Raw genomic sequence first — 26,272 nt, 5'->3', positions numbered from 1 at the left:
GTAACCCTCGCAGGCAAGGGATTTCCAGCGTTCTAGACTTGGCCTATAATTTTTTCAGGCGAATAAGAAGGACACATTCTGACCAAAAGAATGGCCTCCAATCAAATACCAGGAGGCAAAGAAAAAACCACTCAAAGTGGGTGGCCATGTGTTGATTTTTTACTGCTACATGCCGTTCAGGGTGGAAGCGTCCATCCCATTGTTTATGTTCTGTCAGCTTCGAAGAGGGCTAGGGTGGCTCACCTCGGCGTGTCTGGGAAGGAAAGGCACGATAACTTTAGTGTTTCTTAGAGATCCGAGTGGAATCGAACAGCTAACGCATAATGAATGGATTAGCGGGAGCGCTTTGTGCGTACGAGATCCATGTGCTTTTTGTTTCCAGAAACCCCCGAATCGATTCTATACCGCTTTCCCTTCCGATCCCCGAGTGTTTCATTCCACCGAAAGGCATCATATAACTGACGGCGCGATACGTGTTGACCCAGACTGTGCCGGCCTTAAGCGCAGATGACATGCGCATCGCACGGCCAATATCTTCAGTCCAGACGCCTGCCGCAAGGCCATAGGTCGTGTCGTTAGCCAGTTCAATTGCTTCAGTCTCGTCGTCAAAGCCTATAATGGACAGCACCGGGCCAAAAACCTCTTCGCGAGCAATGCGCATCCCGGGAGTGACATCCGTAAAAATCGTGGGTTCCACAAACTGACCACCAGACAGTTCTGGAGAGTTAGCAGACCCGCCGCCTAGGATGCACCGAGCACCTTCTGATTTTGCAATCTCAATATAGTCGAGAATTTTCTTGTATTGCACTGGGGTTGTTACCGGCCCGATATTGGTATCCGGTGACATCGGATTGCCTTTTCGGGCTGATGCGCCAAGTACAGTCACACGCTTGGTGAACTCCTCCTTGATGGAGTTTTGCACCAGCAGGCGAGAGCCGGCGATACAAGTTTGCCCGGTGGCGGCAAAAATGCCTGAGATCACGCCGGATGCGGCTTTATCGAGGTTACAATCCGCGAACACAATGTTCGGGGATTTGCCGCCAAGCTCAAGGGATACGCGCTTCATTGTCCTTGCTGCCTGAGCGTAAATAAGCGCCCCGGTTGCATCAGAACCGGTGAACGTAATTTTGGCGACATCCGGATGATCGACAAGCGCAGAGCCCGCTTCTGCGCCATAGCCTGTGACGACGTTGAACACGCCGTCCGGGAAGCCAGCTTCTTTTGTCAGTTCGGCAAATGCAAGCGTCGAAACAGAGGCATACTCAGACGGTTTGACAACGACAGCGCAGCCCGCAGCGATTGCCGCAGCACACTTCCAAGCGATGAACAGCAGCGGCGAATTCCAGGCCGTCAATGCGCCAACCACACCAATGGGCTCCGATCTAGTAAAAGCAAACATATCTGGCTTGTCGATAGGCATGACCGCCCCTTCAATCTTGTCGGCAAGCCCACCATAATAGCGCCACCATTCAGGGTGGTAATTCAGCTGTCCGCGCATCTCGGTGAGCAGTTTCCCGTTATCCCGTACCTCAAGCTCTGCCAGGCGCTCCGCATTCCGGGCGACCAGATCCGCCAGGCGCACCATGAGTTTCCCGCGTTCGGTAGCGGTCACTCTTGACCAGCGGCCCTGGCGCATTGCTGTCGAGGCGGCCTCAACAGCGCGATTCACGTCCTGCGCGCAGCCCTGCGGAATCTTTGCCCAAGGTTTTCCAAGAAAGGGATCAATGCTCTGAATCCATTTTCCCCCTACAGGTTCGACATATTTGCCACCGATAAAATGATTATAAGTTTTCATAAAAAATACCCATAAGTGTTGTTAGTGAATCGCCAGGAACTCGTCGACACTAAACACGACCGTGTTCTGAGGCGAGTTCAGATACAGCCCAATCACATTAGCGGTCTTGGTCTCAACGCCCCGATTGTTTGAGGTGACGTAACCTTCGAGCAAATGGGGCTTGATGCCATGCTTGACCCAAATCCAGACCATCGTCATATGCGACATACTACCCGCCAAGCCCAGCGGCCAACTTGCACAAGGACCAGTACGTGAAGCCATCGACAGGCTTGTGTTGGATCGTACGAGCCGGCATCTGCGCCTCACAAGGCGGTCCGCCACCTTGTAGCGCTCACGCCCAGCGTCGCGAGAAAACAGTCCAACCAAGCGTTCGCTTTCAAAGCGTTTTCTCCGGAGATCAATGAAGCTGTCGCTGCAGTCCAGTTTGGCTCAGATCTCAGCCCAAGTAGCCCACCAGCCAACAACAGAAACAGTCGAGCATGACGCTGAAGTTCCATGCGTTTTAGAACAGTGAGCAATACGCGACCCTGTCAGATTTTCTGCGTTACGACATAGAGTTTTCGAGCGGATTCCATCACATCCAATACGCCACGAAATCCCTGTGGTATCACACCCGTATCACCCGGTTTGAATTCAACCCGGTGACCATCTTTGGCCACCATTGCGATCTGGCCTTCAAGAATATGAAAGACTTCGACTTTATTCTCAGCCTGATTGATTTCGTAAGCACCTGGCTCGCACGTCCAGATCCCTGAGTACACCCCTAAATCGGAAACATCCAGATATTGCCAGGAACGCTTTAGTGGATTGCCTCGAACCAGCGTATTAGCCGGGGCACGCACCTCGCTGGGCGGAACGGTTTCATCACCGAAACGAATTCCATGTACATCCATCGCTGTATTTTCCATTTTTTAAATCCATTTCATTGGGAGCAAATTAAACAAATAATCTCGTTCCTAGCGCCCGCGTGCTGCGGCGCGATCACGTCTCAACAGCCACCACCCATACGGTTGTGGCCAAGTTTGATAATCGGGATCAAAGCCCAGCTCAACTGCTGCATGCAGCGGCCAATGCGGATTGATCAGTGACTCACGACCAATCGCTACATAATCGGCGCGGTCGGACGCCACAATGTCATTTGCAAAATCTGCTTTGGTGATCAACCCAACAGCCATTGTCGAAAGACCTGTATCTTTACGCACGCGTTCAGCAAATGGCACCTGGAATCCAGGCTCACGTCCAGGTGACAGTGTTCCGCGCTCTGCCAACCCTCTGGACGAGCAATCAATGACATCTATACCACGCGCCCCAAGCTCGCGCGACAGGACAACAGTGTCGTCAAGCGTCCAGCCGCCATCAAGATCGTCTATGCATGAAAGACGATAGAAAATGGGCAAGTTCGAGGGCCACTCGGCACGCACGGCCTCTGCAACTTCCAGGGGAAACCGCATTCTTCCCTGAATGTCACCACCATATTCGTCCGTTCGATGATTGGCCAGGGGTGACAAAAAACTATGTATCAGGTAACCATGAGCGCCATGGACGTTTAGGGCCTGAAAACCTGCCTGTGCTGCGCGTCGTGCCGCAATTCCATAGGCATCGCGAAGACGTCGGATCTCGTCAATCGTCAGGGCCTTGGGGACTTGCCAGCCTGGATTGGCAGGTATGGCCGAGGGCGCAACGGTGGGCCATGGTGCCAAGCCCCTTGCTGCATTTTCTGCATTGAGAGATTGATAGCCGTCCCACGGAACCTGAACACTGGCCTTGCGTCCCGCATGAATAAGCTGCGCGCCGGCCAGCGCGCCATGACGAGATATTGCTTCCGCAATCGGCTTCAGAGCTTCAACCTGTGCGTCGTTCCAGATGCCGAGATCCGCATGGGTCGCTCGGCCCTGCTCTTCAATCGCGAGCGCTTCGGTAAATACTATCCCGGCACCACCAATGGCAAGTTTTTCAAGGTGACTGAGATGCCAGCTTGTAGGTTTTCCATCGTTTCCTGCTGAATACTGCTGCATGGGTGAAATCACAATGCGATTCTTTGCCGTGACTCCACGGGATTTAATCGGTGTAAATAGCGGCACATCTTTCCTGGTGTCTGTCATTTTTTTGCCTGAGAATAGAGTTAAGCATTGATATGTCATTGATATATCTTGGGTAAATCAAGAAATTCGGTCAAGAACGCGGTAGTACGCAATCATCAGCCTTACACCGATCTGGTTGAGTCCGTGAAACCGAATTGGATTGAGTGCGGTCGTGGGGTAAGGCAACGTCTGCTTTCTGTTATCAAGACAGGCTGCAGCAAGGACCCGACCAAGAGTTGTGGCCATCCCAACACCGCGCCCGTTGAACCCGACCAACGCAGTGACCCCTGGGGCCAAATGATGAAGATGCGGCAAGTAGTCAGCAGTCATTGCAACCCGACCAGACCAGAGGAATGGAAAATCAACATTTTTCAGTTGTGGATATATCGTCCGGGCCTTGGCAATAATGTACCGGGCATCGCCTTGATTCAGGATATCTTTGAATGGACCGCGTGCACCGATGACAAATCTTCCCTGTGCGTCCCTTCTGAAATAATGGACAAGGCGCAGCGTATCCGTCATTGTTTGCCCGCCGGGAAGAATTTCTTCCCCGTCATCCAGAGCCAAGGGCTCCGTAGCAACTTGCATAGAATAGACAGGAACAGTGGATTGTTCGAGGCCTGGCCATAAATTCGTTGTGTACCCGTTGGTGGCAAGGACAACTCTATTGGCCAGAATTTCTCCGCCCGGCGTTGAAACACTCCATTTTTTGCCGCTCACCGACATGCGAATGGCAGGGGATTTCACATAGACTGAGCCACCAAGTCGTCGCACCACATCGGCAAGACCACGCGCATATTTCAGGGGCTGCACGCTGCCGCCTCCCTCCAAGAACCAGCCAAAATTGAAATAGCTGCTGCCAGACAACACCTTGATATCTTCAGTATCAAGCCAGCGGGCTGAAGCGCCAGCCCGTGCCCATATATCAGAGCGATTCAGCAGTGTCGTTTTGTTGGCGCTGCTGCGTCCGCCTTGAATCCAACCCGTCTGGACGGCATCACAGTCGATATTGTGACGACGAATCAGATCAAATACCGTATCAGCTGAACGGAGGGTCAGGTCGATGATGCTTCGCCCGACCTCGTCACCAAACATCGCCATCAGTGTTGCTGGATCATGTTTCATGAAGGGGATCACCTGGCCACCGTTGCGGCCCGACGCACCAAAGCCAGGTTCCTGCGCGTCGATCACGGCAACCTCAATGTTGCGCTCTAGTAATTCAATGGCAGCTGTGAGTCCTGTATAGCCGGCACCAATGACCAAGACGTCGATATTTACAGAGCTTTGTAACGATGGGAAGGGCTCAGGTAGAGGTGATGTATGTGACCATAACGAATGATCAAAGCTTCCTCGCAACCCGCTCAGCAGACAAGATGTGTTCGACACCCTAAATCCTCTATCTAAAAGTATTTTGAAACCAGAAATTCATCAGTACACAGCTGGGGTCACGGCCCAGATAATTTCACAATCCTCGCTTCCTGCGCACCAGAACCGAAAAGGCGCTCCGATTGCAAAGGAAAACGAATCGTTGCGATCAAGAAGGTATTTGCATCCGTTCAATTCAAGTCCGAATTGCCCCGCCAGCACCATTCCACCCTTGGCGCCGTTCAACTGCCGAATCGGACTGTCATGTATCTGGCCATCGGCATAAATGACAAAACGCATTAATTGAAAAGACGTGACACTATCAGATGAAAGTATTTCTTTAGTCATGCCCATAAAATCCAGTCTGCGCCTTGCGTCGGCACGAACAATGAATTCCTCCTCTGGGGGCGCAATCTTTCCGTCACGGCCAAAAAGCCAGCCGATCGGCATGTCCAGCGCGGCACAAATACTATCGAGCGTACGCAGAGAGGGAATCGACAGGTTGCGTTCAATCTGACTCAGAAACGCAATCGATACGTTCGCCTTTTCGGCGACGTCCTTGAGCGACATTTGCCTCACTTTACGACGCTGGCGAAGCTTCTGACCAATGCCACTGGACAACTTCTCGGCAATATCCATTTGAGTACTCAAAATCAAACATTCTCCAGGCTAAGGTGACGTGAAATGACATCTTCAGCGTTCGCAAGCGAGTCCGAGTCTCCGGTCCATACAATTTCGCCGCCGTCGATAATGAAATGACGATCTGCAACCGTGAGGCAAATTTCAAAATTGTGCTCCACAAGCACAACGGCAAGCCCTTCTGTCTTGAGATGGCTGAACAGCGAAACAAGTCGCTCCACAATGACTGGAGCCAGGCCCTCCGTGGGTTCATCCAGCAATAAAACCCGCGGGCCCGTCAGCAAAGCACGGGCAATTGTCAGCATCTGCTGCTCGCCGCCAGACAGTTTGCCGGCGGGGGTATTCAGGCGATGCTCCAGTTCCGGAAAAAATTCTCGCACGCGCGCCATTGTCCAAATTGAATGGCGACGTATCGCAATCGACAAATTTTCCTGCACGGTCAGACCGGCAAAAATCCCTCGATTTTCCGGGACAAGCGCAACGCCACTCCGAGCGATTACGTGTGGAGCGAGACCAATCAGTTCCTTGCCACCGTAACGGACGGCACCCTCCACCCGCGGGAGAAGACCAGTAATCGCACGGAGTGTCGTGGTTTTGCCCGCACCATTTCGACCCAGAAGCGTGACAAGTTCTCCCTCGCACACATCAAAATTCACGCCCTGCAGAATATGGCTTTTGCCATACCAGCCCTGCAAGGCTTCCACTGAAAGCAAGGGTTGTCTGGCACTCATCCTCTGCTCCCAAGGTATGCTTTTCGCACAGTTTCCTCGGCGCGGATCTGATCTGGTGTGCCTTCGGCAATCTTGCGGCCCTGTGCCATGACCGTAATGCAGTCCGAGATATCCATCACCACATTCATATTGTGCTCAATCAGGACAACAGTCATGTCGCGCGCGAGCGAGTGAATGAGCTGTTTGCTGCGATGAATGTCATCAATGCTCATGCCAGCAAGTGGCTCATCAAGAAAAACCAGCTTCGGCTTTGAGGCGACCGTCATCGCAATTTCAAGTGTGCGCTGAGCGCCATGCGAGAGATCCCCAGCGCGTTTACCGGCAGCACCCTGCAAGCCCGTCAGATCCAGCAACGCTTCAACACGATCCTGTATTGACGCACGGCTGGAAAGGCCGCGCCAAAAAACTGCCGGTTCGCTTTTTATTACGGCCTGGACAGCCAGCCGGACATTCTCGTGGACAGTGAACGACTGGAAAATATTGGTCACTTGAAATGACCGCGCCATCCCGCGATGTAACCGTTCATGGATCTGAAGCGGCGTAACCGGCTTGCCTTCAAATATCACTTCGCCGCTCGTCGGGCGCATGACACCCGAGAGAATATTGAAATATGTGGTCTTTCCGGCCCCATTGGGACCGATCAAGGCGTGCACGGTGCGCGGTCGCAGAGCAATGGACATATCCGAAAGGGCACGGAAATCTCCAAATCGCTTGCTGATATTTTTCGCTTCGAGGATAGGGCTGGTCACCGGGACGTCCTCTTGAGTAATTTTTTCTGAATTGTCTGGCCAATTTCCAGTAATCCACCGCGCAAAAATAGCACCACGGTGACGAGCAACAGTGCAATGATGATCATCCATCGGGGCCAGAAGCTGGCGATCACATTGCTCAGCACCACATAAAACATACTGCCCAGCAAGGCGCCAAACGGCGAGCCAGTCCCCCCGATAATGGCCATGACCAGCAATTGCTGGCTCATCTCCAGCTGGATCACGTTGGGAGGAACGAAACCGAGAAAGGTTGTGTGCAGACTACCCGCGAGACCCGCAATCGCACCGGCAAACGCAAATGCGAAGGCCTTGTACCGTCGAGCGTTATAGCCAAGCGCCTGGATCCGGCTCTCGTTTTCGCGTATTCCTGCCAAGACACTGCCGGCCGGAGAGTGCACCACACGCCAAACGGCCATCAGCGCAATCAGGTAAACGAAAGCTATAAAAACATAGATGGTGTATCCATCATGGAGCGGAAAGAGTCCACCCAGAAGCGGTGTTCTCGGGATATCGAGCAAGCCATTTTCACCACCCGTCACCGAACTGAACATGGTCATGATAAAAAACCCCATCTGGGCAAATGCCAGGGTCAGCATCACAAAACTCACACCCTTCCTGTGTGTGATCATGAAACCAACAACGCATCCGACCGCTGCGGCTACAAGCATTCCAACGAGAAGAGACCCACTAGTGCCTACGCTCAGCAGTTTGGCAAGCATGCCGGAGCCATATGCCCCGATGCCGAAAAACAGCCCCTGTCCAAATGACAGCAATCCGATCTGGCCGGCGAGAAAAGTGACGCTTAACGCACCAAGTGCAAAAACGAGTACCTCCGTGGCCAGCGAAGTGGACTGAAGCACAAGCGGCATCACGACAACTGCTACGGCAACCCACAGCATTGGACCGATAAAGCGCGGTGTTGTTGCGGCATGCATTATTCTCTCCCCATCAGGCCGGCAGGACGCACCAGCAGGACAAGCGCCATGGTGGCATAAATCATCAGTTGTGCACCGCCCGGCCAGAGAATACCCATGAGTGACTGCACAAGACCAATGATCAGGCCACCGATCAATGCACCGGTTAGCGTCCCCATGCCACCCAGCACTACCACCACAAAAGCAATGCCTAGCGCTTCATCGCCCATTCCGGGGCTTACTCCCCGCAGGGGCGCGACAAGAACGCCGGCCAGGCCTGCAAGTGCCGCGCCAAGTGCGAAGGCAGCCATGAATATACGATCCACATTCAGGCCAAGCAGCGCAACCATTTCCTGATTCTCCGACCCCGCCCGCACCACGGCGCCGAATCGTGTACGTTCAAGAAACAGCCACATCAGCACCGCAATCAGGACTGCGATCAAGACTATTGCAATGCGATACACCGGATAGATCACCGGCCCGATGAATACGATTCCGGACAATGCAGCGGGTACCGGGACATTCATTTCCATCGGCCCGAAAACAACGATCACCAACTCTTGAATAAGTAATGTCAGTGCAAAGGTAATGAGAATCTGCGCCTCATGTTGCAGCTTGTAAGTGTGACGCAACAATAGCCTTTCGGTGACAACCGCGAGCACGGCGGTCAACAATGGGCCAAGCAACAATGCCCAGCCCAGGTTACCCCCTGCAGCGGTGACCGCATAGCTACAATATGCCGCCACGGCATAAAAAGCTCCGTGCGCAAAATTTACGAAACGCATCAAACCAAAAATAATCGTCAATCCTGCCGCAAGCAGGAAATAGATCATTCCCAGCCCCAAGCCATTCAGGACCTGGGTCATAACCAATTGAACTGACATGAACGTCCTCAGCCTTTTGGCATTACGCAGCCAGTTTCTTCAACCGCGGCAAATGCTTTATCCGACGCGACAATTTCGGCAAAGTCATATTTGTCCTTCATTGCAGCGCGCGCCTTGCCCTTCATCAGAATGTAAGGTTTGATGACCTGGTGATCACCCGGCCGAATGGTTTCCTCGCCTGTGACACCCTCGTACTTCAACCCTTCCATTGCGGGTATGACCAGCTCCGGATTCGAGGATTTCGCCGCGCGCATACCCTCGAGCATCATCTGCACGGCGCCATAGCCCGCAGCCTCCATGTAGGAGGGTACGCCACCCGTTTTTTTCTGAACCAGGTCTCTGAGCACACGGTTGCCTGGCGCATCGATCGTGTGCCAGTAGTTGGCACCAAAATAGACGCCTTCGCAGACATCGGGGCCAAGCGCCTGGTACTGGTCCAGGCCGGTTGACCATGGGACCAGGATCTGCATGCTACGTTTTGCGCCGAAACTGACCGCCTGCCTGACCACGTCGACCGTCTGCGTACCGAAGTTGCATATGACTAGCACATCGGGCTTGGCTGCAATGGCCCCGGCAATCATGGCCGAAAATTCGCGGTCTGCAAGCGAGTGGTAACTGTTACCGACATGCTCCAGTCCCTTTTCCTTGAGTACGCTCTTCACGTTGTTCAGCAGGCTATCGCCAAAGGTGTACTGCCCAGTGATGGTGTACCAGCGCTTTGCCTTGGGATTGACCTCGATCAGTGGCAGCATCGTTGCATGGATCGCACTATATGTGCTGGCAGGCCAGCGAAACATGGAACGGTTGCAGTCTTTTCCGGTAATCTCGTCAGCCCCGCCTACGGTTGAGTAGACGGCCTTCCTGGAATAGGCCTCTTTACCAACTGCCAGCGCAATCGACGAACTCGTACTTCCCGCAAAATACTTGACTCCGCGCTTAGCAATCAGCTCTTGCATCTGACGAATAGCCTGGCCGGGATCACTGCGGTCGTCTGCCAGCACGTATTCCAATTTCCGGCCAAAGATCGAACGATATGCCTCGATTGCATACCTGCTGCCGCTATCGAGTGGCGTCCCAATATTGGTCGCAAAACCGGACATGGACCAGATCCCGCCGATGATCACGTTATCTTCCGCCGCGCGGGCCGAATTTAAAATAGCGGGAGCAGTCAACGCGAACGGAGCAGTGGCCGCAAACTTAAGAATGTCTCTACGTTTAATCATTATTAATTCCTTGCATAAGTAAGGTCGTCGCAACGTAAACATCACGCTGATTGGTGGAATACTTCAAGTGGAAAATCCGTACGCTTTTTGGGCAGTTTCAGGGCTAAGATAACCATGCTTCACGTCGTACGCGACAGCAGAAGGATTGCGTTCGTTCGCAGATCCATATCCACCGCCACCCGCGGTGTATATGGTCAGAATGTCGCCTTTTTGCAAAGTCACGTTATCTTTGCTCTTGATCTTGATCACTTCGTTGTTACGCAGCACTTCACAGTCACCTGTATGCCCGTCCGATCCACCAAACAATCCATAGGGCTTGATGCGGAAACGGTCGGCATAAATCGCGAAATTCACGTCATCACACAACACTTCAAATCTGCGGAAAAATCCAAGGCCACCACGATTTTTGCCATGCCCGCATGAATCGGGAATCAGGCCATAGCCCGTGATTCTGAAATGAGTGAAATCCATATCTGTCGCTTCAATTGGCGTATTGGTGCAGTTGGACAAGGGCGAGTCGACTGCATCACAACCGCTCTTGTGCGCCGAGGCGCCATATCCACCGCCGTACACCTCAAGGTAAACCTGATACTTTCCAGACTTGATGGTCGAGATGGACGTGACCATCGTGGAGTCATTGCCACCTGCAATGACCCGCTCAGGAACAACCTGGGCTAAAGCCTTGAGTACAGCATTAAAGCTGCGATAGGCGGCTTCCATCCTGGCACGCACAGGAGCAGGATAACTGGGATTGACAATGGTGCCCTTCGGGGCGCGGACGGTAATCGGTTTTTTCAGCCCTTCATTGAACGGAATGTCAGACGGTGTCAGGGATGCTTTGACTGCGGTCAACGCTGCAGCAATCGTCGAGGACCAGGGGCAATTCAGGTTCCTGGAGACTTGTGCACATGTGCCTTCGAAGTCAATGTCGATCGTATCTCCAGCGATGGTTACTTTTGCTTTGACCTTTAATGGCTCCTCGGTGATACCGTCATCATCAACGTAGTCCTCGCCATAAAACACGCCATCGGGCAGCGCGGCGATCACTGAACGCATGCGTGTCTCTGAATAGTCAATCAGCTTGGCCATCGCCTGTCGAATCATCGGCGTGCCATATTTTCGACATAGTTGTTTCAGGCGTTCCCCGCCGACCATCTGGGCAGCAAACTGCGCATCAAAATCACCAATGGTCTGCCCTGGCACACGAATATTCGCGGCGAGAAACTGTTTGAGCCTGCCGGCACCTTCCCAGTCACGGGTATGGTTGTAGCACTGCGCAGGAAAGATGATCCCTTCGGCATGCACATCGACAGCCTCGGTGGTCAATCCGGGATTGCCTCCCCCCAGGTCAAGATGGTGGGCAACTGTCCCGGCAAAACCGATCAATTCGCCATCCAGGAAAATCGGCGAAAAAATAAAAACGTCCTGCAAATGCTGACCGCCAGAGTATGGATCATTGCTGATGTAGAAGTCACCGTCTTTCAGCGTGCTGATGGGGTATTTGGCGGAGCAAGCCCGAAAAATCTCGGACATAGGCCCGAGTTGCATGGGGATCAGTTCAGACTGCGCCACGACATTTCCCAGATGGTCAAAGAGAACTGCGGATGCGTCGGACGCCTCGCGAATAATTGTCGAATACGCTGAGCGAATCAGCTTGACGCCCATCTCTCGGGCTGCGGCAATAAGCGACTGGCTGATCACGGCCTGATCCACTGGATCCAGGTTGTTCTCTTTTGCGGTAATTGTTTGTGCGATGCATGTCATTTCAGCGCACCTCCTTGTAGGTCAGAGCCATGTTGTCGGCACTATCGCGCGTGGCCTCCCACCCTGCGGGTACGATGAGTGTGCAAGTTGGATCATCCAGCAATGCCGGCCCCGCAATGCTTTTCCCAGGCTTGATATCGCTTCGACTCTGGAATATGGCCTGATGCCAGGCACGGCCGTCATAAATATCGATCTTTCTCGGCTCAATGGCTTGCCCTTCTGACTCCTTGAGCAAAGGCAAATTCTCGATAGGTGCAGTCAGGCCAAGGCGAAATGAAACAAACTCAATGGGCTTACTGTCCTCAGCCCCGAAATAGAAGAGTTTTTGGTGCATGTCACCAAACAGCTGGCGCAATCTTGCCGCGTTCAGCCCCTCCATCTCGGATTCGGCCAGATCAACCGACACTTCAAACGCCTGCCCGACGAAACGCATTTCTGCGACAAAGCTGATTTTCAGCTCACCCCCAAGATTCATATCTTGGGCGCGGGCAATGGCACGCTGACGCATCTCGACGAAGATTTCACGGACCCAGGGACCTGCGTTGTTGTCCAGCATCCCCCTGCGCGTTAGCGACTCAAACTGTATAAAATCGCTTGCCACCAGACCATAGGCAGAGATGACGCCTGCGTTGGGCGGGATCACGACCGTATGAATGCCGAGATCCAGGGCAACCTGCGGGGCATGCAGAGGGCCTGCTCCGCCGTAGGCGACCAGCACGCTGTCTCTCGGATCCGTTCCCCGCTCAGTCGATATCACCTGAATGGCTCGAACAATGTTTGAATTGGCGATCTGGATGGCACTGTCTGCCGCTTCCTCCACCGTCATGCCGAAATGCGCCGCAATGGGCTCAAGCACCTTGCGCGCCAGCGTTGCATCAATACGCATGCGTCCACCCAGGAAATTCTCTGGCTGGATGGTCCCGCGCACCACGTGTGCATCAGTAATGGTTGGGCGCACGCCACCACGCATATAGCAGGCTGGCCCAGGCGATGCACCCGCAGACTCAGGCCCGACACGCAACATACCGCCATCATCAATCCAGATGACGCTGCCACCACCTGCACCCACAGTATTTATGTCAAGCAGTGGAATCCGTACAGGCAATCCATCTATGGAAAACTCATTTGTAAGTTGCGGTTTGCCGTCTATAACCACGGCGACGTCTGTTGAAGTCCCACCCATATCGAGGGTGATGACATTTATGTAGCCCGAACGCGCAGCCTGCCGAGCAGCACCCGTCACGCCTGCCGCGGGTCCAGATAACAAGGCGGTAACGGCATTTGCTCGCATTGCATCGGCCGGAAGCCTTCCGCCGTTTGATTGCATGACGCTGAATCGACCCTTGAATCCTGCTTCTTTCAGTTTTTCAGCAAAACGTGAAACATATCGATCCATGACCGGTTGGACATAGGCAGAGAGCGCCGTCGTAGATGCACGCTCGTACTCACGAAACTCACGCGTAATGTCTGAAGACAATGTAATGCTCAGATCAGGAAGGTGGGCCTGAATACAGGCGCGCAACAACCGCTCATTTTCAGGATTTACGTAAGAATTGAGTAGACAAATCGCTACTGCCCGGTACGCTCTATCTTTCAGTGCGGGAATTAGCATTGATTCGATTTCTTCGATATTAAGTCTGAAGAGAATTGAACCATCGCTCAGCGTGCGCTCAGAGACTTCAAAACTATCCGCACGTTCTACAACAGGTACAGGTTTCTGGTACGCAAGGTCGTAAATGCTGGAACGTCCGTGCCGCTGCAGTAATAGGATGTCATGGAACCCGGCTGTAGTGACAAACGCAGTCAGAAAACCCTTGCGCTCAAGCACGGCATTTGTCGCCACTGTTGAGCCGTGCGACAGGTCTTCAACCGTATCAAGGGGAATGCCACTTGCAACTAAGGCGGCAAAAGCGCCTTCATCCGGACTGTGTGGAGTACTAGGCACTTTCAGGACCCGTATACCATGCTCGTCCAGAGCCACAAGGTCGGTAAACGTACCTCCCACTTCAACACCAATTCGCATTTCCACCACTCCAGTTATCGGTTCAATCAAACAAAATTCATTTCCCGCCGCAAGTCTGAGGGACGGCACCGTCTGTCTCAGACTATGTCTTGATTTCGATATTTTTTATTTAATTTATTTAATTTATTTGATTTATTTGATTTGTGAGTGAACTTTATATTGATTTTTATTAATGGTAAATAATTTTCTTATATTTATTTCACAAATACGGGTAAGCACCTACATGAGAACCGTCACGTGGCGACGCAGCGTAAGATTTCGATAGTGATGGGGGATGCGGTTGCCCTGCTGACGTCTGCCATGAGTCGAATTGTGGGTTCCTGGAACTCCAGGGCCTTGGACTGCCCCGAGAATCCCAAGCATTTCTCGCCTATGCCTTTAAATCTAGGGCGAAGACACGGAATGGTTGCGCCAGTATCGGGGTTTGTCGATGCCAGCAATACCAGCTTTCCGCGCTGCCATACAGCAACACGACCGGATCGCTGGCCCCGCTCTACCCAATGCCAATGCAGTCGATTGATCTCGCGGTTATCGGCCTATTCACGCCACCCTTCGGACTCGGCTACTACGCCGCTTACACCATGGGCCGCGTTGACCCGAACGCCGGCTTGCGGTGTATCTGGCCTTATCTCGGCGCGTTGAGCATAGGCCTGATGCTGGTCGCTGCGGTGCCATGGTTGTCGGTGAGATTCTTGGGCGTAAAAAGCTTATCGATAAGATAGACATATGGATTAAGGAATCCAGCTGCTGAAAAAAAACGATCACATTGACCTTTCGCTAGAATTCCGAATGATGGAAGCTCCTTCTTCGAAATGAAGAATGGCGGTGACAGTTTGTGTGAACAAGTATTTATCGGTCTTAGCTAACTTTACGAGCATCACTACCGTTATCGAGAAGTGATATTTGGGTTCGGGACACAGCCTCATCGGCAGAACCGTGTCTTGTGCCAGTTTTAGTCCAGCCCGAAAGGGTCACAGGCTCGCGCCATGCAGGAATGTGACGCTTGCACCGGCCGAAGGCCATGAACGCCGCGCCCTCCAGTTGCAGCACCGAAGCCGGGCGCAAGTGGCATCCCGACAATTTTGATTTCGTCTTTGTTAGTCTATACGTGTTTATACAGCTCCACGCGCAGCCTCCCACTCCATATCCGCATTCATCACCTGCACGACTAGGCCGTTTAGAGACAAAAGTTTCGTGCGGCCCCACCAATCGTTTGAATCAGCACCCTGCCCTTTACCCACGATGGCTAAGCGTTTCCACGTCGCCGATTTCATACGTGCAGCACGACACAGCGCGTCGCCGGGGAACAGTAAGCTCAATGGGCAGCCGAATCGAACCAATCCGGCTCCGTACTCGAACGTATCCAGCATGGATAGCGTGCGTAACGTACGAGGAGCGACTTACAAGAACAAACTGCTATCGGTATTCACTCTGCAGTACACAGTAGGCAAATTGACGATCAACACAAACTGCTTGAACACAAAAATCCTGACACTCCCCAGTAGGGGGACTCCCGAGTCATCTCTCCATCTGCCGCTTGCTCACCAACACCAGCGCGATACCGCCAAGCACCGCTATGCATGCCAATACAACACGCAGCGTTAACGCTTCACCGAGAAACACAGCCCCAATGAGCGCAGTAAGAATGGGCACGCATAGTTGCACCGAGCTGGCCTTGAGCACGGAAAGTTGCCTTATAACGCCATACCAGATTGCATACCCCAGGCCCGAGGCGAACGCACCCGATAATACGGCGCAAAGCACGCCTAACCCGTCCCCTTTAAGGGAGGCAAAGAAGCCAAAGGGAATTGTCCGAGCGAAATTACCGGCGGTCGTGGCGAGCGGACTGGTGGCTCCCTTGCCTAGCAAGGAATACCAACCCCAGGCGGCACCAGCGACGGTCATGAGCAACGCGCCCCCCAATGGCGGCGCGCTACTGCCGGGCAGCAACAGGTATATAAGGCCGGCGATGCTGACCAATAGGCCCAGCATGGACAGCGGCGTCAGCCGCTCACCCATGAAAACGCCATACAGGAGCATGGTGAGTTGTACGGCACCGAAAAGAATCAGCGCTGCCGCGGTCATGACCTTGATCCAGTCGGCCAAGCTCAACGGCCATGATCCGTACGCCTACTTGAAAGACGTGCTCACGCGCCTTCCCACGCAGCCGGCCAGCCGAATCGACGAGCTGCTGCCGCATAACTGGAAACTAGTCTGTTGAGTTAACGCCATTAGCTCAAGTGATCCATCAAGACGGTTTCCCCGGACGCTTACAGATCAAATACTGGAACACACGCGGCACCTGGAAGGTGCCGGCCCACACCCAAAGGCACTACCTGTAGTGTGTGCAGGAATGGCCGGCTCATCCCCAAACACTACCCATGGTGTACTTGGGTGTTAACCGGATAGGCAAGGATCGTTCCAATCATGATTTGGCCGCTACCGTGCACCGGCGCGTCAATACGAGATCGGTGGCGTTACTGCTCAAGGCCTCTTAGCGACCTTTCGAAGGTTTTCGCTTTGTATATCCAGATTCCATGGCAACAGTTCATCGATTTTATTAATGGGATGCTCAGCAATGCGCTCGAACACCGAGTGTAGATATCGATGCTTCAATAGCGTTATCAAGCAAATTATTAAATCAACAGCTAACGAACCATCCTCGCTCCTCGGATTTTGGGTCACGACGGATCAACTGGTCACCACAGTTTTACGGAAGGAACACCCTAAGGTCCGCCTCCCACAGATAAGAAAATGCATAGCATCACGGAACTTTTACCAGATCCGGTCTGACCGACCTTAATACGGTGGAGTCAAACAAATCCACAATCCGAACTGGGTGCGTAATACCTTTAGTCGTCAGCAGGAATTTCACCAACTTCTCCATATCACTCGTCAATTGGTCATTGAGCTGTAATGTGTAGCGGTTGACATCAAGAATCCCGCCTACCTCGTCCGGTTGTAGACCATACACCTTTGCCATGATTTGAATCGTCTCTGCCCTGTTGTTTTGAATAAAATCGTTTGCCTTTTGAAGGGCAGCAATCACCAAACGCGCTACAGCCGGTTGTTTCTTGAGAGTGCTCTCATTTGCAAACAATAAGGCATGATCGCCATATATCCTCTTCTCGACAGCCGCGCCGCCCAAATATCCATATGTGCCGCTAATGAGTGTCTTGCCATTGCCTAGCTTGCGCGCGTGGGTGCTATGGGGCTCCCATAATGCGACTGCATCGACATCTCCATGAACGAAAGCTGTAATCATATCGGTCGGACCCATATTTATCAGCGTCGCCGAGCCCGAATTGAATTTATAAGCACTGACTATCGAGTCATAGAGGGCTTCCGACGCCGTGCCGCGCAATAAGCCAATCTTCTTCCCACGGAGTTCGTCCAGGTTGCTTACCGTCTTCTTGACGATCAACTGCTGGGCACCGGAAATATCCGACATCTGTGCGATGACCTTGAGAGGAAAAGGGCGCGATCGTATCGTCAGTACCGGTATGGTGCCCGCGCTGCCATACTGAATGCTGCCACCGACAAACGCACTCATCAAGTCACCACCCGATGGAAAATATTTAACGGTCACGTCCAGGCCAACATCACGAAAGAAGCCTTTTTGTTCTGCAATGAGAATCTGAGCACCATTGTTAGGATCACGCGAAGTGCCGATCGTAACTTTCGTCTGCCCGTAAGCCGAAACCGTCGCTACAATGGCGGCGATACCCAACGACATCGATACAATAATCTTCTTCATACTATAGCTCCTTTAATTTGAACAGAAAAATATTTTTATAATTGCTAATGCGTCTCGGCGGGTCTGCCTACTTCAAGCCAGACAGCTCGGCCAAATCAATCTGCGGTCGTGCGGTGTGCCATTGAGTCGCCTTCTGATAAGACTGCCCTATTGCCAGTATAAAATTCTCGGCAAAAGGACGGCCAACGATCTGCAAGCCTATCGGTAGGCCCGCGTCTCCAAAACCACAGGGAACAGTAAGCGCGGGCAGCCCAAGATAGCTGAACGGCCTCGTAAAACACGTGAGCTTGCGGAGCATTTTCCGACTGGCTTGACTGTCTTCCTTCAATTCCGAAGCGAGCGGTGCCTGGCAAGCTACTGTCGGCAATACCAACACGTCAAATCCGCTGAAGACGTTTTCCACGAAGTTGCGCACCATTACGAGTCGCATCGACTGAGCCTGAAGATAGCGAACTGCTGGAATCATCAATCCATCTTCAAGTCTAGCGCGTACAAACTCATCATACGATTCCGGATCCTTGCGTAGTAAAGCGTCGTGGATCGTGCTGGCCTCTGATTGGTGAACCGTTTCCGCCAGCGTCTGCACGTCGGCCATGTCGGACCAGCGCGCAACGCTAACCTTGTGCCCGATTCCGCGCAAATCAATCACTGCTTGCTCGATACATCGCTCCACATCCCGATCGGCTTGCTCCGGCATCTCGAGCACACCAACACGCAAGGTTCTTTCCAGAGATAGGGGGGGCCACTCAAAGGCCGGCGCGCCGGTCACTACGAGGGGATCTAGCCCATCCGGCCCGAGAATGGCTGAAAAAATCATCGCGCAATCTTCCGCACTGCGAGCAATCGGCCCTACGCAATCTTGGGTCCAGACTCGCGGCATCGCCCCGTGGCGACTTACACGACCGAAAGTGGGCTTAAGTCCCGTAACGCCACATAAAGCGGCCGGAATTCGAATCGATCCACCTGTATCGGATCCAAGCGATCCATAGACCATCCGCGCAGCAACCGCTGCTCCAGATCCGCTCGAAGAGCCTCCGGAAATACGGTCAATCGCCCATGGATTGGCACACCGGCCGTGATGCACATTAACACCCGTCGGCCCAGATGCGTATTCCGACATATGCAGGCCGCCTAGATCTAGTGCCAAGTGCCGATCGAGCCTGATTTTAACCGTTGCAGTGAAATCAGGACGTTGCACACGGCGCGGGTGAGCCCCAAAACTCAAAGGCTCTCCGGCACGATAAAACATGTCTTTATGTGCCAAAGGGATGCCCGTCAGAATTGAAGACGACTTCATCGACGCGAGTGCGCTATCTGCTATAGCGGCGGCACCCAGTGACGCTTCAGTGCGTGTGTATAGGAACGCTCGCAGAAGCGGGTTGATATGTTCTATCTGCTCGATGCATGCATGCACAAGGTCGACGGAACCCGCCTCCCCTGCTCGGAGGAGGCCAGCCACCTCTGAAAGCGTGGCGTTGACAAGGTTGATATTATGTTTCATCTGACTTAGCCAGCCGTAACAACTCAGCCCCGAAGCCCCAGGGCTCGGCCTCGAACGATAAGGCTTGAGCCAAAGACATGACTCTCTTCCCCATGACTGCCGTATTAGCTGCAATTTCGGCGATTCGAATTGGCGTAAGACCATACTCATCGTCAATCAAATTGTTGAGATAGGTCGGCATATTGCTAGAATCAAACGTTTCTATCATGAATTATCTTCCAGTATTTGGCTGCTCGCGGGAGGAAGAGGCCACCCACCCCGTCAGTAAATCTACACATTCACTTTGTCCGCTTGTTCCTGCTCGCAATCAATGGTCCGACTGCTCCAAATATTGAGTGGTTGCAAATGTTCTCGGATCCCGAGGCTGCCATGTCCCCAGTTCTATTGAAGAGATAAAGTCGTAGAGCATCGCGTTGAACAGCGCTGGCTCCTCCAGGTTCAGAGTATGGCCAATGCGAGGCAACACACAAAATCCGGCGGTCGGAATGTGTTTCTTCATGAATACGCCTGGCATCAAGGTCTGCTCATCCTCGTCGCCAGTAATAAGCAACACAGGAACCGTCATCTTTCTAAAAGATTCGGCAAAGTCAAGCACGGAAGGCCGCGCAGCAACTACGTAACGCAACGTCATCGCACGCCCCACACAAGAAAGCATGCGAAACTGGGCAGCAAACTCACTCCATCCGCGCGGATCCTTGAGGCGGAATTGCACCCGTGTGGAGCCGGTCGCGTACTGGTCGGACGCAGTGCTTGCAGTGGCAGGATCTTCGAGAAGATCCGCAAATTCGAAAAAATTCCTTTTATGAATTTCATCCCAGCCTTTTTCGGCTCCATAACCGCAGCACACAGGTGTCACTGAACGGGCTAGTTCCGGATGACGCATGCCAAAAAACAGCGACGAAAATGACCCCATCGAAAATCCGACGATATGAGCATCGCTAATTTCAAGATGATGTAGCAACTGAGCAATATCGTCTACGGCTAGATCCAGACTGTAGGACGCGGAATCCGTAGGAACATCTGACGGAGGATACCCACGAGCATTGAAAGTGATGACCCGGAAGCGGTGCGAGAAATACCGCACCTGCGGCTCCCAACTACGATAATCGCCCGCAAATTCGTGCACAAACACAATCGGCACGCCCGATCCCACGTCTTGGTAATAAAGCTTTACGCCACCGTTGCTCGTAAAAAACCCTGAACGAATCTCTTCCATCATTTTTATCCTCTGTTTAACTGTATCAAGCTCGTGTTCGCGCAGACACTTGCTTACAGGTATTTCCAACGCACCAGGAAACGCTCTATTTCAATAAGCCCCTTGTTGAGCACAAAGCCAAGAACCCCTATGGTGCAAATGCCAACGAATATTTCATCGGTCCGAAAAGTGATCCGCGCGTAGTTGATTAGATAACCCAGCCCCGCGCTCGACGCGATTAGTTCTGCAGCGACTAAAACAATGAAGGCCATGCTCATTCCGAGGCGGGCCCCGGTCACGATCTGCGGGAACGCTGACGGCAAGATAACATCTCTGAAAACCTCATAACGCCTCGCTCCCAGGGTACGCGCTGCCCGAATGTGCACTTGGTCAACATCCCGAAACCCTGCAACTGTATTGATGAAGATCGGAAAGAACGCGCCGTAGGTAATAATCAGCACCTTTGAAATTTCGCCAATGCCAAACCATAAGATCGCCAAAGGAATCAAAGCTATAGGCGGAACCGGCCGGAGCAATTCGACCAAGGGATCAATAAGATCCTGAAAAACCCGGGACACCCCCATCATGATGCCAAGCGGAATAGCAATCATCAGGGCGATGACAAAACCAAGTAGCACACGCACCATGCTGACTGTTGTATTCTCCAACAGGGAGCCATCGCGAATTCCAGCGATGACAGCTCTAGCCACATCCGCTGGCGACGGAACAAGCACGCTGTTTATGATGCCTAGATGGCTTAGCCCTCCCCAAATCACCAACACGGTGCTGATCGAAATAACTGAAAATATCGCTCGATGCGCGAACGAAGTACGCGCACCGCCAAACGCTTCGGCTGACCGCGGCCGCTTGTAGGGTTTCAAGTTCATGATTTCACCTCTGGTGACGTACTTAGCTGACCGATTGCGCCCTTCTGGAACATCATCTCGATCATCCGGCACATCGCGAAGTGCTCTTCCGAGGTGCGACTGCGCGGCCTTTTAATGGTGTTGGAAATGACATGATTAACTCTGCCCGGATGCGGAGACATAATAGCAATTCGATCTGCCATAAAGACTGCCTCTGTGATGCTATGCGTCACAAATATCAAGGTTTTCCGCTCGATCTCCCATATTTTCAGAAGCTCCTCCTGCAGAGTTTGGCGAGTCATAGCATCAAGCGCCCCGAAAGGTTCGTCCATCAGTAAAATGTCCGGCTGGTTCGCTAGCGCGCGCGCAATGGCTGCCCGCTGACGCATTCCACCCGAAAGTTGATTAGGATATTTATTCGCGGAGCCTTCCAGTCCCACCAATCTGCAATATCGGCTAGATATCTCTTTTAACTGAGCCCCGCATATTCCCTTCAGGCGAGGCCCATACTGAATATTCTTTTCAACCGTCAACCAAGGAAATAGAGCGTATTCTTGGAACACCATGCCGCGATCACGCGCTGGACCGGCGATTTCTTCACCTTTAACTTCCACATATCCTGAGGTTAGTTGAACAAAGCCAGCGATGGCATTTAAGAGCGAGGTCTTGCCACAACCTGATGGCCCGAGGAGACATAGAAAGTCTCCCTCGTAAACATCAAGGTCGACCTTCGCAAGAGCCAAATGTTTGCCATAACGCGCCTCGGCGCCTACAATTCGAACAGCGGTCGACGGAACTGTCTCTGCTTGCATTTGCCCTCCTCCTGTCTCTGCTTGCATTTGCCCTCCTCCTGTCTCTGCTTGCATTTGCCCTCCTCCTGTCTCTGTTCGCATTTACCCTCCTCCCAAACAGTCGTGCGCTTTGACACAGAACTCTGTGTCCGACCTTTAGCTACGTTTCTCTCAATGAATTGCCCACGTTGTCATTGCCCATGTAACAACAGCTACGCAGCGTAGCTTCAATCTACAACTTCAGACTCAAATGCAAAATCAATAACGCCACGTTCGATGCAATCAACTTTAACATTCGAATTTATATTAAAAAACATACGAATGATTTAAATCGTACTCGTGTTGACGAGCCACGTCAATAGTCAATCAACGCTTTGCAAAAAGCACTGAAAGTGCGTAATTGAACGTTTCACCGCCAGCTTGCATATCCTAACCCGAGGTCAAACAAGCAAGGACCACCGAAGGGACCGCTGGAGTTCCTGCGATCGCTGTAATTATGTGAAGTACCTCGGCTGCGAGTTGTTCCTGCAGCCGAGGGCATATAGATCGGTGGCGGGCAAAGACTTCGCATAATCACCAAGTTCGCCTTATTGCGTTTACGTGAAGCTTCGCATAAACGCAATAATTATTTGTTTCCGGGCTCGGATACCGGCGGCGAGCGCACCGCCACCCGTCTTCCCACGCATCCGAACAGCCAGATTGAAGAGCTATTGCCCCACAACTGGTCGTCACAAATTACCGTCTAATCGGCATAGGGGGCAGTCTTTGTAGACTGCGCCCCTGCCACACCACCCGGCATGCGGGTCCGCACCGGGCGGTTCGAGACATTGAGGTTATGAGAGTCGGGGCAATCCCAGGCGGTCGAACCACGCCAGATTCAGCACGCTGTTGAGCAGCTTGGCACTGTTGCGCCACCAGCAGCGACTATTGGCTGCCACCCGTTGCGCAACCGTCACGCTTGCTCCCATGGTACGCAGTTCCCGGAACATGGTCTTGCCGCGTTTCCATTACTTGAGTTGGATAGCGCGCAACCGATGACGCAGCCATTCGTCCAGCTCACGCCAGACTCTAGGTGTTTGCGCCAGCCGGAAGTAGCCCTTACGCAGTTGCGCTTCACTTCGTTCGCTGTGCTCAAGTTACGGGAGGACTTGCACCTCCAAGGGTGTTCCCCGGACGGATACCATGTGTTGACCGTCCTCGCCGACCATTCGGTGAATCGGATCGACGAACTATTGCCTTGGAGCGTAACGCTTTAAACATAAATACGAGTCGGGTCAGGTCGTCAACACGGCCCAGGCCGGATGCTTACGGGCATCCCAGAAAAAACACTATGATTATTAGACCCCTTACAATCTCCCGATGTTCCATCAAATTTGGAGCTTATTCAAAGTTTCCCTAAGCGCTAATCTCCTTATTTGCCTTCCGCGTGCCGCGAATAAAATCATCGTAGCGCGCTCAGTCACACACACCGAAATCGTGTGCACTGTCCTATGTCTTCAACTGAGCGAGCTGTTCTTGGGTCAACTCAATTCTCACCGCACCTCGCATGATTCCCGCCCCCATGAGAAAAGGTACAGGGAAATTGCAATTGAAATATGCTACTTATGATGCTCTACACTAAAGGTATCATCGGCAATTTTTAGCACTGGGCCAATCAATCCAAACTAATATGCGATTTCTTGGCGACGGCCTGCCATCTTTCCAAGTCTTTCATGAAAAATGCACGATAATGTGCGGGTGTGCTACCCATAGGGATTGCGCCTTCGTCCTTGAGGTGCTTGACAACAGCTGGAGACAACACAGCTTTAGCCGCCGCCTTGTATAGTGCATCGATAACGAGTGCTGGAGTGCCCACAGGCGCATCCAAGCCGTACCATCCGACAACATCGTAGTTTGAATAGCCCAGTTCGGCTGCTGTAGGCACGTCAGGCAGGTTTTCAGAGCGTTTCGCGCTAGTAACCGCCAGTACCCTCAGTGAATGGCTTCGTATCATAGCCCCAGCCCCAAGGTATTCGGTCAGCATGACGCTTATCCGGCCCGCAACGAGATCGATAATCGCTGGACCTGAACCCTTGTAGGGAATGTGGTTAGTCCGTATGCCGGTAACCGAGTTCAATAGTTCCATTCCCATCTGTGGCGCACTGCCGGTACCCGACGAACCGTAGTTCAGTTTTCCTTGGCATGCCTTGGCATAGGCGACAAAATCCTTGAGGTTTTTGACCGGCAAACTACTTGGCACTGTCACCAAGTATGGATAAGTGGCGAGTAGCGAAATGGGCTGAAGATCCTTGATGGGGTTGAAGGAAAGCTTTTTATATGTAGCTGCGGCAATCGACAACGACGCCGCGTTGAGCATGATCGTGTAGCCGTCCGGCTTGGCTCTAACCAGTGCATGCGCGCCGATCATGCTATTGGCGCCCGGCTTGTTTTCCACTATGACTGGCTGCCTCAGAATATCGGACATCTTCTGGGCGATGATGCGTCCGATGATGTCGGCACCGCCGCCGGGAGCAAAGCCGATCAACATAGTGATCGGCCTATCCGGATAGGCCTGTGCCAGGGTTGCAGTCAGCGCAAGGGCCAGTCCCAAGAGCAGCTTTCTGAAAGAGTCTCGTCGAATAGTCATAGCTAATCTCCTATCATCGGTATGATTCCTGCCCACTTCAAACGCTGTGACAACATTCAGATCATTCTGATTTATTCGAATTTTTTATAATAGACATTCGAATCTTTTTTAGGGTAAGCTTATTTCTAATTTACGTCAATTAAATTAGAAAAATGTGGCAGAAAGGTGGCATCTAGAAGATCGGCAAGCGCGAATCAGACAGGCCATAGCAAGCGATTCACCATAGCACCTATATCAATCATGCGAGACACTTACGGCTAGAAAATACGCGGTCCGCAAGCAGTAGTGATGCAATCTATCAGCCTTCGTCGCCGCGACTGATCAAGTAGCGGTAATTTCTAGTATGAATCCAGGAAGTTCGCGATTCAACCGGCTGATCGTTGAACGTGAAGGCAGTGCGATGCACTTCCAGTACCGGTTCCCCCGGTTTCAATCCCAGCGCCTTGGCGACCGAGGCGGAGGCTTTCACAGCGGATAGGCGCTCGACGACGCGAACCACGTTGATGTTGTATGTAATCTGGAAGATCGCGTAAAGCGATTTATCGCCATCGATTGCGAAGTTCTTGTCCAGTTGCGGAAACAGACGTTCAGAAACCGTCAGATCCGCTACCGCGATCACTGTACCTCTGGAGCTAATGTGCATGCGCAGCCTGGCGACCGTTTCTTCCGGACCGCTCAGCCGCAACAAGCGTACAGTCTCGTCGTCGGGACGCCCTCTGCTCGCGCGTACCAGTTGCCGATAGTACAAAGCCTTGACGCCGCTGGTGTGATACAAGTTGAAAAAACGATGTGCGTTTTGGTTACTGCTGTGACGCGCAACGAACGTACCCTTGCCTTGTATGCGCACGAGCACGTTCGAGGCGACCAATTCCCCTATTGCAGCGCGAATGGTCGAAATACCAACGCCGAATCGCTTGGCCAGTTGCTTCTCGACCGGAATCATTTCATCAGGCCGCCACTCTCCGGCAATCAAATTTTGGATAATTTGGCCTTTGACTTTTTTATATAACGGTATGCTGCCCATCTGACTGTTCCCGTCGTTCCCATGTTGCACTTGTTAACGTTGAAATCTCTGGATGGGAAGTGTACCTTGTTTATCGCTAGTCTACGTTCTAGTCGAAATGAACTGTTGCCTGATGCGCCAGCGTACTTTTCTGCTCGGCTCATAGCTGGGCCTGCCCTTGTGCCGACTCGCATCCAGTCACGTCAAATGGTGCCGGCGCCACGAGCGGACCCAAGCCGCGGAAGGTGAAACGCCGGACACGCCTGCCCGGATTCGTATCCGTCCGGCGAACACACATTAACACGGCCGCGTTAGCGGCCGTTATTTCTTAGGTAGCGGTTTGT

The 26,272-nt window shown here is 52.6% G+C and carries 24 protein-coding genes and 2 pseudogenes; 2 read left to right on the top strand and 24 right to left on the bottom strand.

The features are described from left to right. Positions 1-313: 313 nt before the first annotated feature. The 13 genes from EDC26_RS06050 to EDC26_RS05990 form a co-directional block, all read right to left on the bottom strand. A complete protein-coding gene (locus tag EDC26_RS06050) occupies positions 314-1,795 on the bottom strand; it encodes an aldehyde dehydrogenase (RefSeq protein WP_132580457.1) in 1,482 nt (493 codons plus the stop codon). 21 nt (positions 1,796-1,816) lie between these two features. Continuing rightward, a complete protein-coding gene (locus EDC26_RS20210; protein WP_207915073.1) occupies positions 1,817-2,002 on the bottom strand; it encodes a hypothetical protein in 186 nt (61 codons plus the stop codon). Positions 2,003-2,325: 323 nt separating this feature from the next. Then, positions 2,326-2,703, bottom strand: coding sequence for a cupin domain-containing protein (locus tag EDC26_RS06040; RefSeq protein ID WP_132580455.1), 378 nt, complete (start codon positions 2,701-2,703; stop codon positions 2,326-2,328). 48 nt (positions 2,704-2,751) lie between these two features. After that, complete coding sequence (locus EDC26_RS06035; protein WP_132580453.1) at positions 2,752-3,897, bottom strand: NADH:flavin oxidoreductase/NADH oxidase; 1,146 nt, start codon at positions 3,895-3,897, stop codon at positions 2,752-2,754. 57 nt (positions 3,898-3,954) lie between these two features. After that, a complete protein-coding gene (locus EDC26_RS06030) occupies positions 3,955-5,262 on the bottom strand; it encodes an NAD(P)/FAD-dependent oxidoreductase (RefSeq protein ID WP_165930931.1) in 1,308 nt (435 codons plus the stop codon). Positions 5,263-5,304: 42 nt separating this feature from the next. Then, positions 5,305-5,880 carry a helix-turn-helix domain-containing protein gene (locus EDC26_RS06025; protein WP_132580449.1) on the bottom strand — a complete coding sequence of 192 codons (576 nt, stop codon included), beginning with the start codon at positions 5,878-5,880 and terminating at the stop codon, positions 5,305-5,307. A gap of 14 nt (positions 5,881-5,894) precedes the next feature. Beyond that, on the bottom strand, positions 5,895-6,611 hold the full coding sequence (locus EDC26_RS06020; RefSeq protein ID WP_132580447.1) for an ABC transporter ATP-binding protein: 717 nt from the start codon (positions 6,609-6,611) through the stop codon (positions 5,895-5,897). Further along, entirely contained in the window at positions 6,608-7,360 is a 753-nt protein-coding gene (locus EDC26_RS06015; RefSeq protein WP_207915072.1) for an ABC transporter ATP-binding protein, read from the bottom strand. The genes EDC26_RS06020 and EDC26_RS06015 overlap by 4 nt, the downstream gene beginning before the upstream one ends. Beyond that, positions 7,357-8,316 carry a branched-chain amino acid ABC transporter permease gene (locus EDC26_RS06010; RefSeq protein WP_132580443.1) on the bottom strand — a complete coding sequence of 320 codons (960 nt, stop codon included), beginning with the start codon at positions 8,314-8,316 and terminating at the stop codon, positions 7,357-7,359. The genes EDC26_RS06015 and EDC26_RS06010 overlap by 4 nt, the downstream gene beginning before the upstream one ends. Continuing rightward, entirely contained in the window at positions 8,316-9,179 is an 864-nt protein-coding gene (locus EDC26_RS06005) for a branched-chain amino acid ABC transporter permease (RefSeq protein ID WP_132580441.1), read from the bottom strand. Before EDC26_RS06005 ends, EDC26_RS06010 begins: the two co-directional genes overlap by 1 nt. Positions 9,180-9,187: 8 nt before the next feature. Next, positions 9,188-10,399 (bottom strand): ABC transporter substrate-binding protein, encoded by a 1,212-nt coding sequence (locus tag EDC26_RS06000; protein WP_132580795.1) that lies wholly within the window; start codon positions 10,397-10,399, stop codon positions 9,188-9,190. A 66-nt stretch (positions 10,400-10,465) separates the two neighbouring features. After that, entirely contained in the window at positions 10,466-12,166 is a 1,701-nt protein-coding gene (locus EDC26_RS05995) for a hydantoinase B/oxoprolinase family protein (protein ID WP_132580439.1), read from the bottom strand. A 1-nt stretch (position 12,167) separates the two neighbouring features. After that, on the bottom strand, positions 12,168-14,219 hold the full coding sequence (locus EDC26_RS05990) for a hydantoinase/oxoprolinase family protein (protein ID WP_243700803.1): 2,052 nt from the start codon (positions 14,217-14,219) through the stop codon (positions 12,168-12,170). 470 nt (positions 14,220-14,689) lie between these two features. On the opposite strand from EDC26_RS05990, the gene EDC26_RS20340 reads away from it, so the two are divergent. Beyond that, positions 14,690-14,911, top strand: coding sequence for a TRAP transporter large permease subunit (locus EDC26_RS20340; RefSeq protein ID WP_132580437.1), 222 nt, complete (start codon positions 14,690-14,692; stop codon positions 14,909-14,911). Between the two features lie 796 nt (positions 14,912-15,707). On the opposite strand, the gene EDC26_RS05980 is transcribed toward EDC26_RS20340, so the two are convergent. After that, positions 15,708-16,094, bottom strand: a complete 387-nt coding sequence (locus EDC26_RS05980; protein ID WP_243700814.1) for a DMT family transporter — start codon at positions 16,092-16,094, stop codon at positions 15,708-15,710. Positions 16,095-16,260: 166 nt separating this feature from the next. Between EDC26_RS05980 and EDC26_RS05975 the strand changes: the two are divergent. After that, a pseudogene (locus tag EDC26_RS05975) lies at positions 16,261-16,410 on the top strand (transposase domain-containing protein); the annotation flags it as partial. A 263-nt stretch (positions 16,411-16,673) separates the two neighbouring features. Here EDC26_RS05975 and EDC26_RS20560 read toward each other — a convergent pair. The 10 genes and pseudogenes from EDC26_RS20560 to EDC26_RS05925 all read right to left on the bottom strand — a co-directional run bounded on the left by EDC26_RS20560 (position 16,674) and on the right by EDC26_RS05925 (position 25,949). Beyond that, positions 16,674-16,874, bottom strand: a complete 201-nt coding sequence (locus EDC26_RS20560; protein WP_132580433.1) for a transposase domain-containing protein — start codon at positions 16,872-16,874, stop codon at positions 16,674-16,676. 79 nt (positions 16,875-16,953) lie between these two features. Next, positions 16,954-17,946: an ABC transporter substrate-binding protein gene (locus EDC26_RS05965; RefSeq protein ID WP_132580431.1), complete on the bottom strand. Its 993-nt coding sequence runs from the start codon at positions 17,944-17,946 to the stop codon at positions 16,954-16,956. A 67-nt stretch (positions 17,947-18,013) separates the two neighbouring features. Then, positions 18,014-19,447 carry an amidase gene (locus tag EDC26_RS05960; protein ID WP_165930929.1) on the bottom strand — a complete coding sequence of 478 codons (1,434 nt, stop codon included), beginning with the start codon at positions 19,445-19,447 and terminating at the stop codon, positions 18,014-18,016. Next, positions 19,437-19,655, bottom strand: coding sequence for a hypothetical protein (locus tag EDC26_RS20095; protein ID WP_165930928.1), 219 nt, complete (start codon positions 19,653-19,655; stop codon positions 19,437-19,439). The genes EDC26_RS05960 and EDC26_RS20095 overlap by 11 nt, the downstream gene beginning before the upstream one ends. Positions 19,656-19,754: 99 nt before the next feature. After that, positions 19,755-20,666, bottom strand: coding sequence for an alpha/beta fold hydrolase (locus tag EDC26_RS05955; protein WP_243700802.1), 912 nt, complete (start codon positions 20,664-20,666; stop codon positions 19,755-19,757). A gap of 50 nt (positions 20,667-20,716) precedes the next feature. Continuing rightward, positions 20,717-21,529, bottom strand: a complete 813-nt coding sequence (locus EDC26_RS05950; protein WP_132580427.1) for an ABC transporter permease — start codon at positions 21,527-21,529, stop codon at positions 20,717-20,719. Beyond that, positions 21,526-22,374, bottom strand: coding sequence for an ABC transporter ATP-binding protein (locus tag EDC26_RS05945; protein ID WP_243700801.1), 849 nt, complete (start codon positions 22,372-22,374; stop codon positions 21,526-21,528). The genes EDC26_RS05950 and EDC26_RS05945 overlap by 4 nt, the downstream gene beginning before the upstream one ends. 758 nt (positions 22,375-23,132) lie before the next feature. Next, a pseudogene (locus EDC26_RS05940) lies at positions 23,133-23,399 on the bottom strand (group II intron maturase-specific domain-containing protein); the annotation flags it as partial. Between the two features lie 554 nt (positions 23,400-23,953). After that, entirely contained in the window at positions 23,954-24,925 is a 972-nt protein-coding gene (locus tag EDC26_RS05930; RefSeq protein ID WP_132580425.1) for a Bug family tripartite tricarboxylate transporter substrate binding protein, read from the bottom strand. A 298-nt stretch (positions 24,926-25,223) separates the two neighbouring features. Continuing rightward, positions 25,224-25,949, bottom strand: coding sequence for a GntR family transcriptional regulator (locus EDC26_RS05925; RefSeq protein ID WP_132580423.1), 726 nt, complete (start codon positions 25,947-25,949; stop codon positions 25,224-25,226). Positions 25,950-26,272: the final 323 nt, after the last annotated feature.

Origin of the sequence: Paralcaligenes ureilyticus, assembly GCF_004346225.1 — a bacterium.
Classification (GTDB): Bacteria; Pseudomonadota; Gammaproteobacteria; order Burkholderiales; family Burkholderiaceae_B; genus Paralcaligenes; species Paralcaligenes ureilyticus.
The sequence above is the reverse complement of the archived record's forward strand: the minus strand, read 5'-3'. Positions and strand labels throughout refer to the sequence as shown.

What these genes read in the sequence shown, in the direction of transcription:
- EDC26_RS06050 (WP_132580457.1), bottom strand. Translation starts at nt 1,795, where the DNA reads ATGAAAACTTATAATCATTTTATCGGTGGCAAATATGTCGAACCTGTA.
- EDC26_RS20210 (WP_207915073.1), bottom strand. Translation starts at nt 2,002, where the DNA reads ATGTCGCATATGACGATGGTCTGGATTTGGGTCAAGCATGGCATCAAG.
- EDC26_RS06040 (WP_132580455.1), bottom strand. Translation starts at nt 2,703, where the DNA reads ATGGAAAATACAGCGATGGATGTACATGGAATTCGTTTCGGTGATGAA.
- EDC26_RS06035 (WP_132580453.1), bottom strand. Translation starts at nt 3,897, where the DNA reads ATGACAGACACCAGGAAAGATGTGCCGCTATTTACACCGATTAAATCC.
- EDC26_RS06025 (WP_132580449.1), bottom strand. Translation starts at nt 5,880, where the DNA reads ATGGATATTGCCGAGAAGTTGTCCAGTGGCATTGGTCAGAAGCTTCGC.
- EDC26_RS06020 (WP_132580447.1), bottom strand. Translation starts at nt 6,611, where the DNA reads ATGAGTGCCAGACAACCCTTGCTTTCAGTGGAAGCCTTGCAGGGCTGG.
- EDC26_RS06010 (WP_132580443.1), bottom strand. Translation starts at nt 8,316, where the DNA reads ATGCATGCCGCAACAACACCGCGCTTTATCGGTCCAATGCTGTGGGTT.
- EDC26_RS06005 (WP_132580441.1), bottom strand. Translation starts at nt 9,179, where the DNA reads ATGTCAGTTCAATTGGTTATGACCCAGGTCCTGAATGGCTTGGGGCTG.
- EDC26_RS05995 (WP_132580439.1), bottom strand. Translation starts at nt 12,166, where the DNA reads ATGACATGCATCGCACAAACAATTACCGCAAAAGAGAACAACCTGGAT.
- EDC26_RS20340 (WP_132580437.1), top strand. Translation starts at nt 14,690, where the DNA reads ATGCCAATGCAGTCGATTGATCTCGCGGTTATCGGCCTATTCACGCCA.
- EDC26_RS05980 (WP_243700814.1), bottom strand. Translation starts at nt 16,094, where the DNA reads ATGACCGTCGCTGGTGCCGCCTGGGGTTGGTATTCCTTGCTAGGCAAG.
- EDC26_RS05965 (WP_132580431.1), bottom strand. Translation starts at nt 17,946, where the DNA reads ATGAAGAAGATTATTGTATCGATGTCGTTGGGTATCGCCGCCATTGTA.
- EDC26_RS05960 (WP_165930929.1), bottom strand. Translation starts at nt 19,447, where the DNA reads ATGAAACATAATATCAACCTTGTCAACGCCACGCTTTCAGAGGTGGCT.
- EDC26_RS20095 (WP_165930928.1), bottom strand. Translation starts at nt 19,655, where the DNA reads ATGATAGAAACGTTTGATTCTAGCAATATGCCGACCTATCTCAACAAT.
- EDC26_RS05955 (WP_243700802.1), bottom strand. Translation starts at nt 20,666, where the DNA reads ATGATGGAAGAGATTCGTTCAGGGTTTTTTACGAGCAACGGTGGCGTA.
- EDC26_RS05950 (WP_132580427.1), bottom strand. Translation starts at nt 21,529, where the DNA reads ATGAACTTGAAACCCTACAAGCGGCCGCGGTCAGCCGAAGCGTTTGGC.
- EDC26_RS05945 (WP_243700801.1), bottom strand. Translation starts at nt 22,374, where the DNA reads ATGCAAGCAGAGACAGGAGGAGGGCAAATGCAAGCAGAGACAGGAGGA.
- EDC26_RS05930 (WP_132580425.1), bottom strand. Translation starts at nt 24,925, where the DNA reads ATGACTATTCGACGAGACTCTTTCAGAAAGCTGCTCTTGGGACTGGCC.
- EDC26_RS05925 (WP_132580423.1), bottom strand. Translation starts at nt 25,949, where the DNA reads ATGGGCAGCATACCGTTATATAAAAAAGTCAAAGGCCAAATTATCCAA.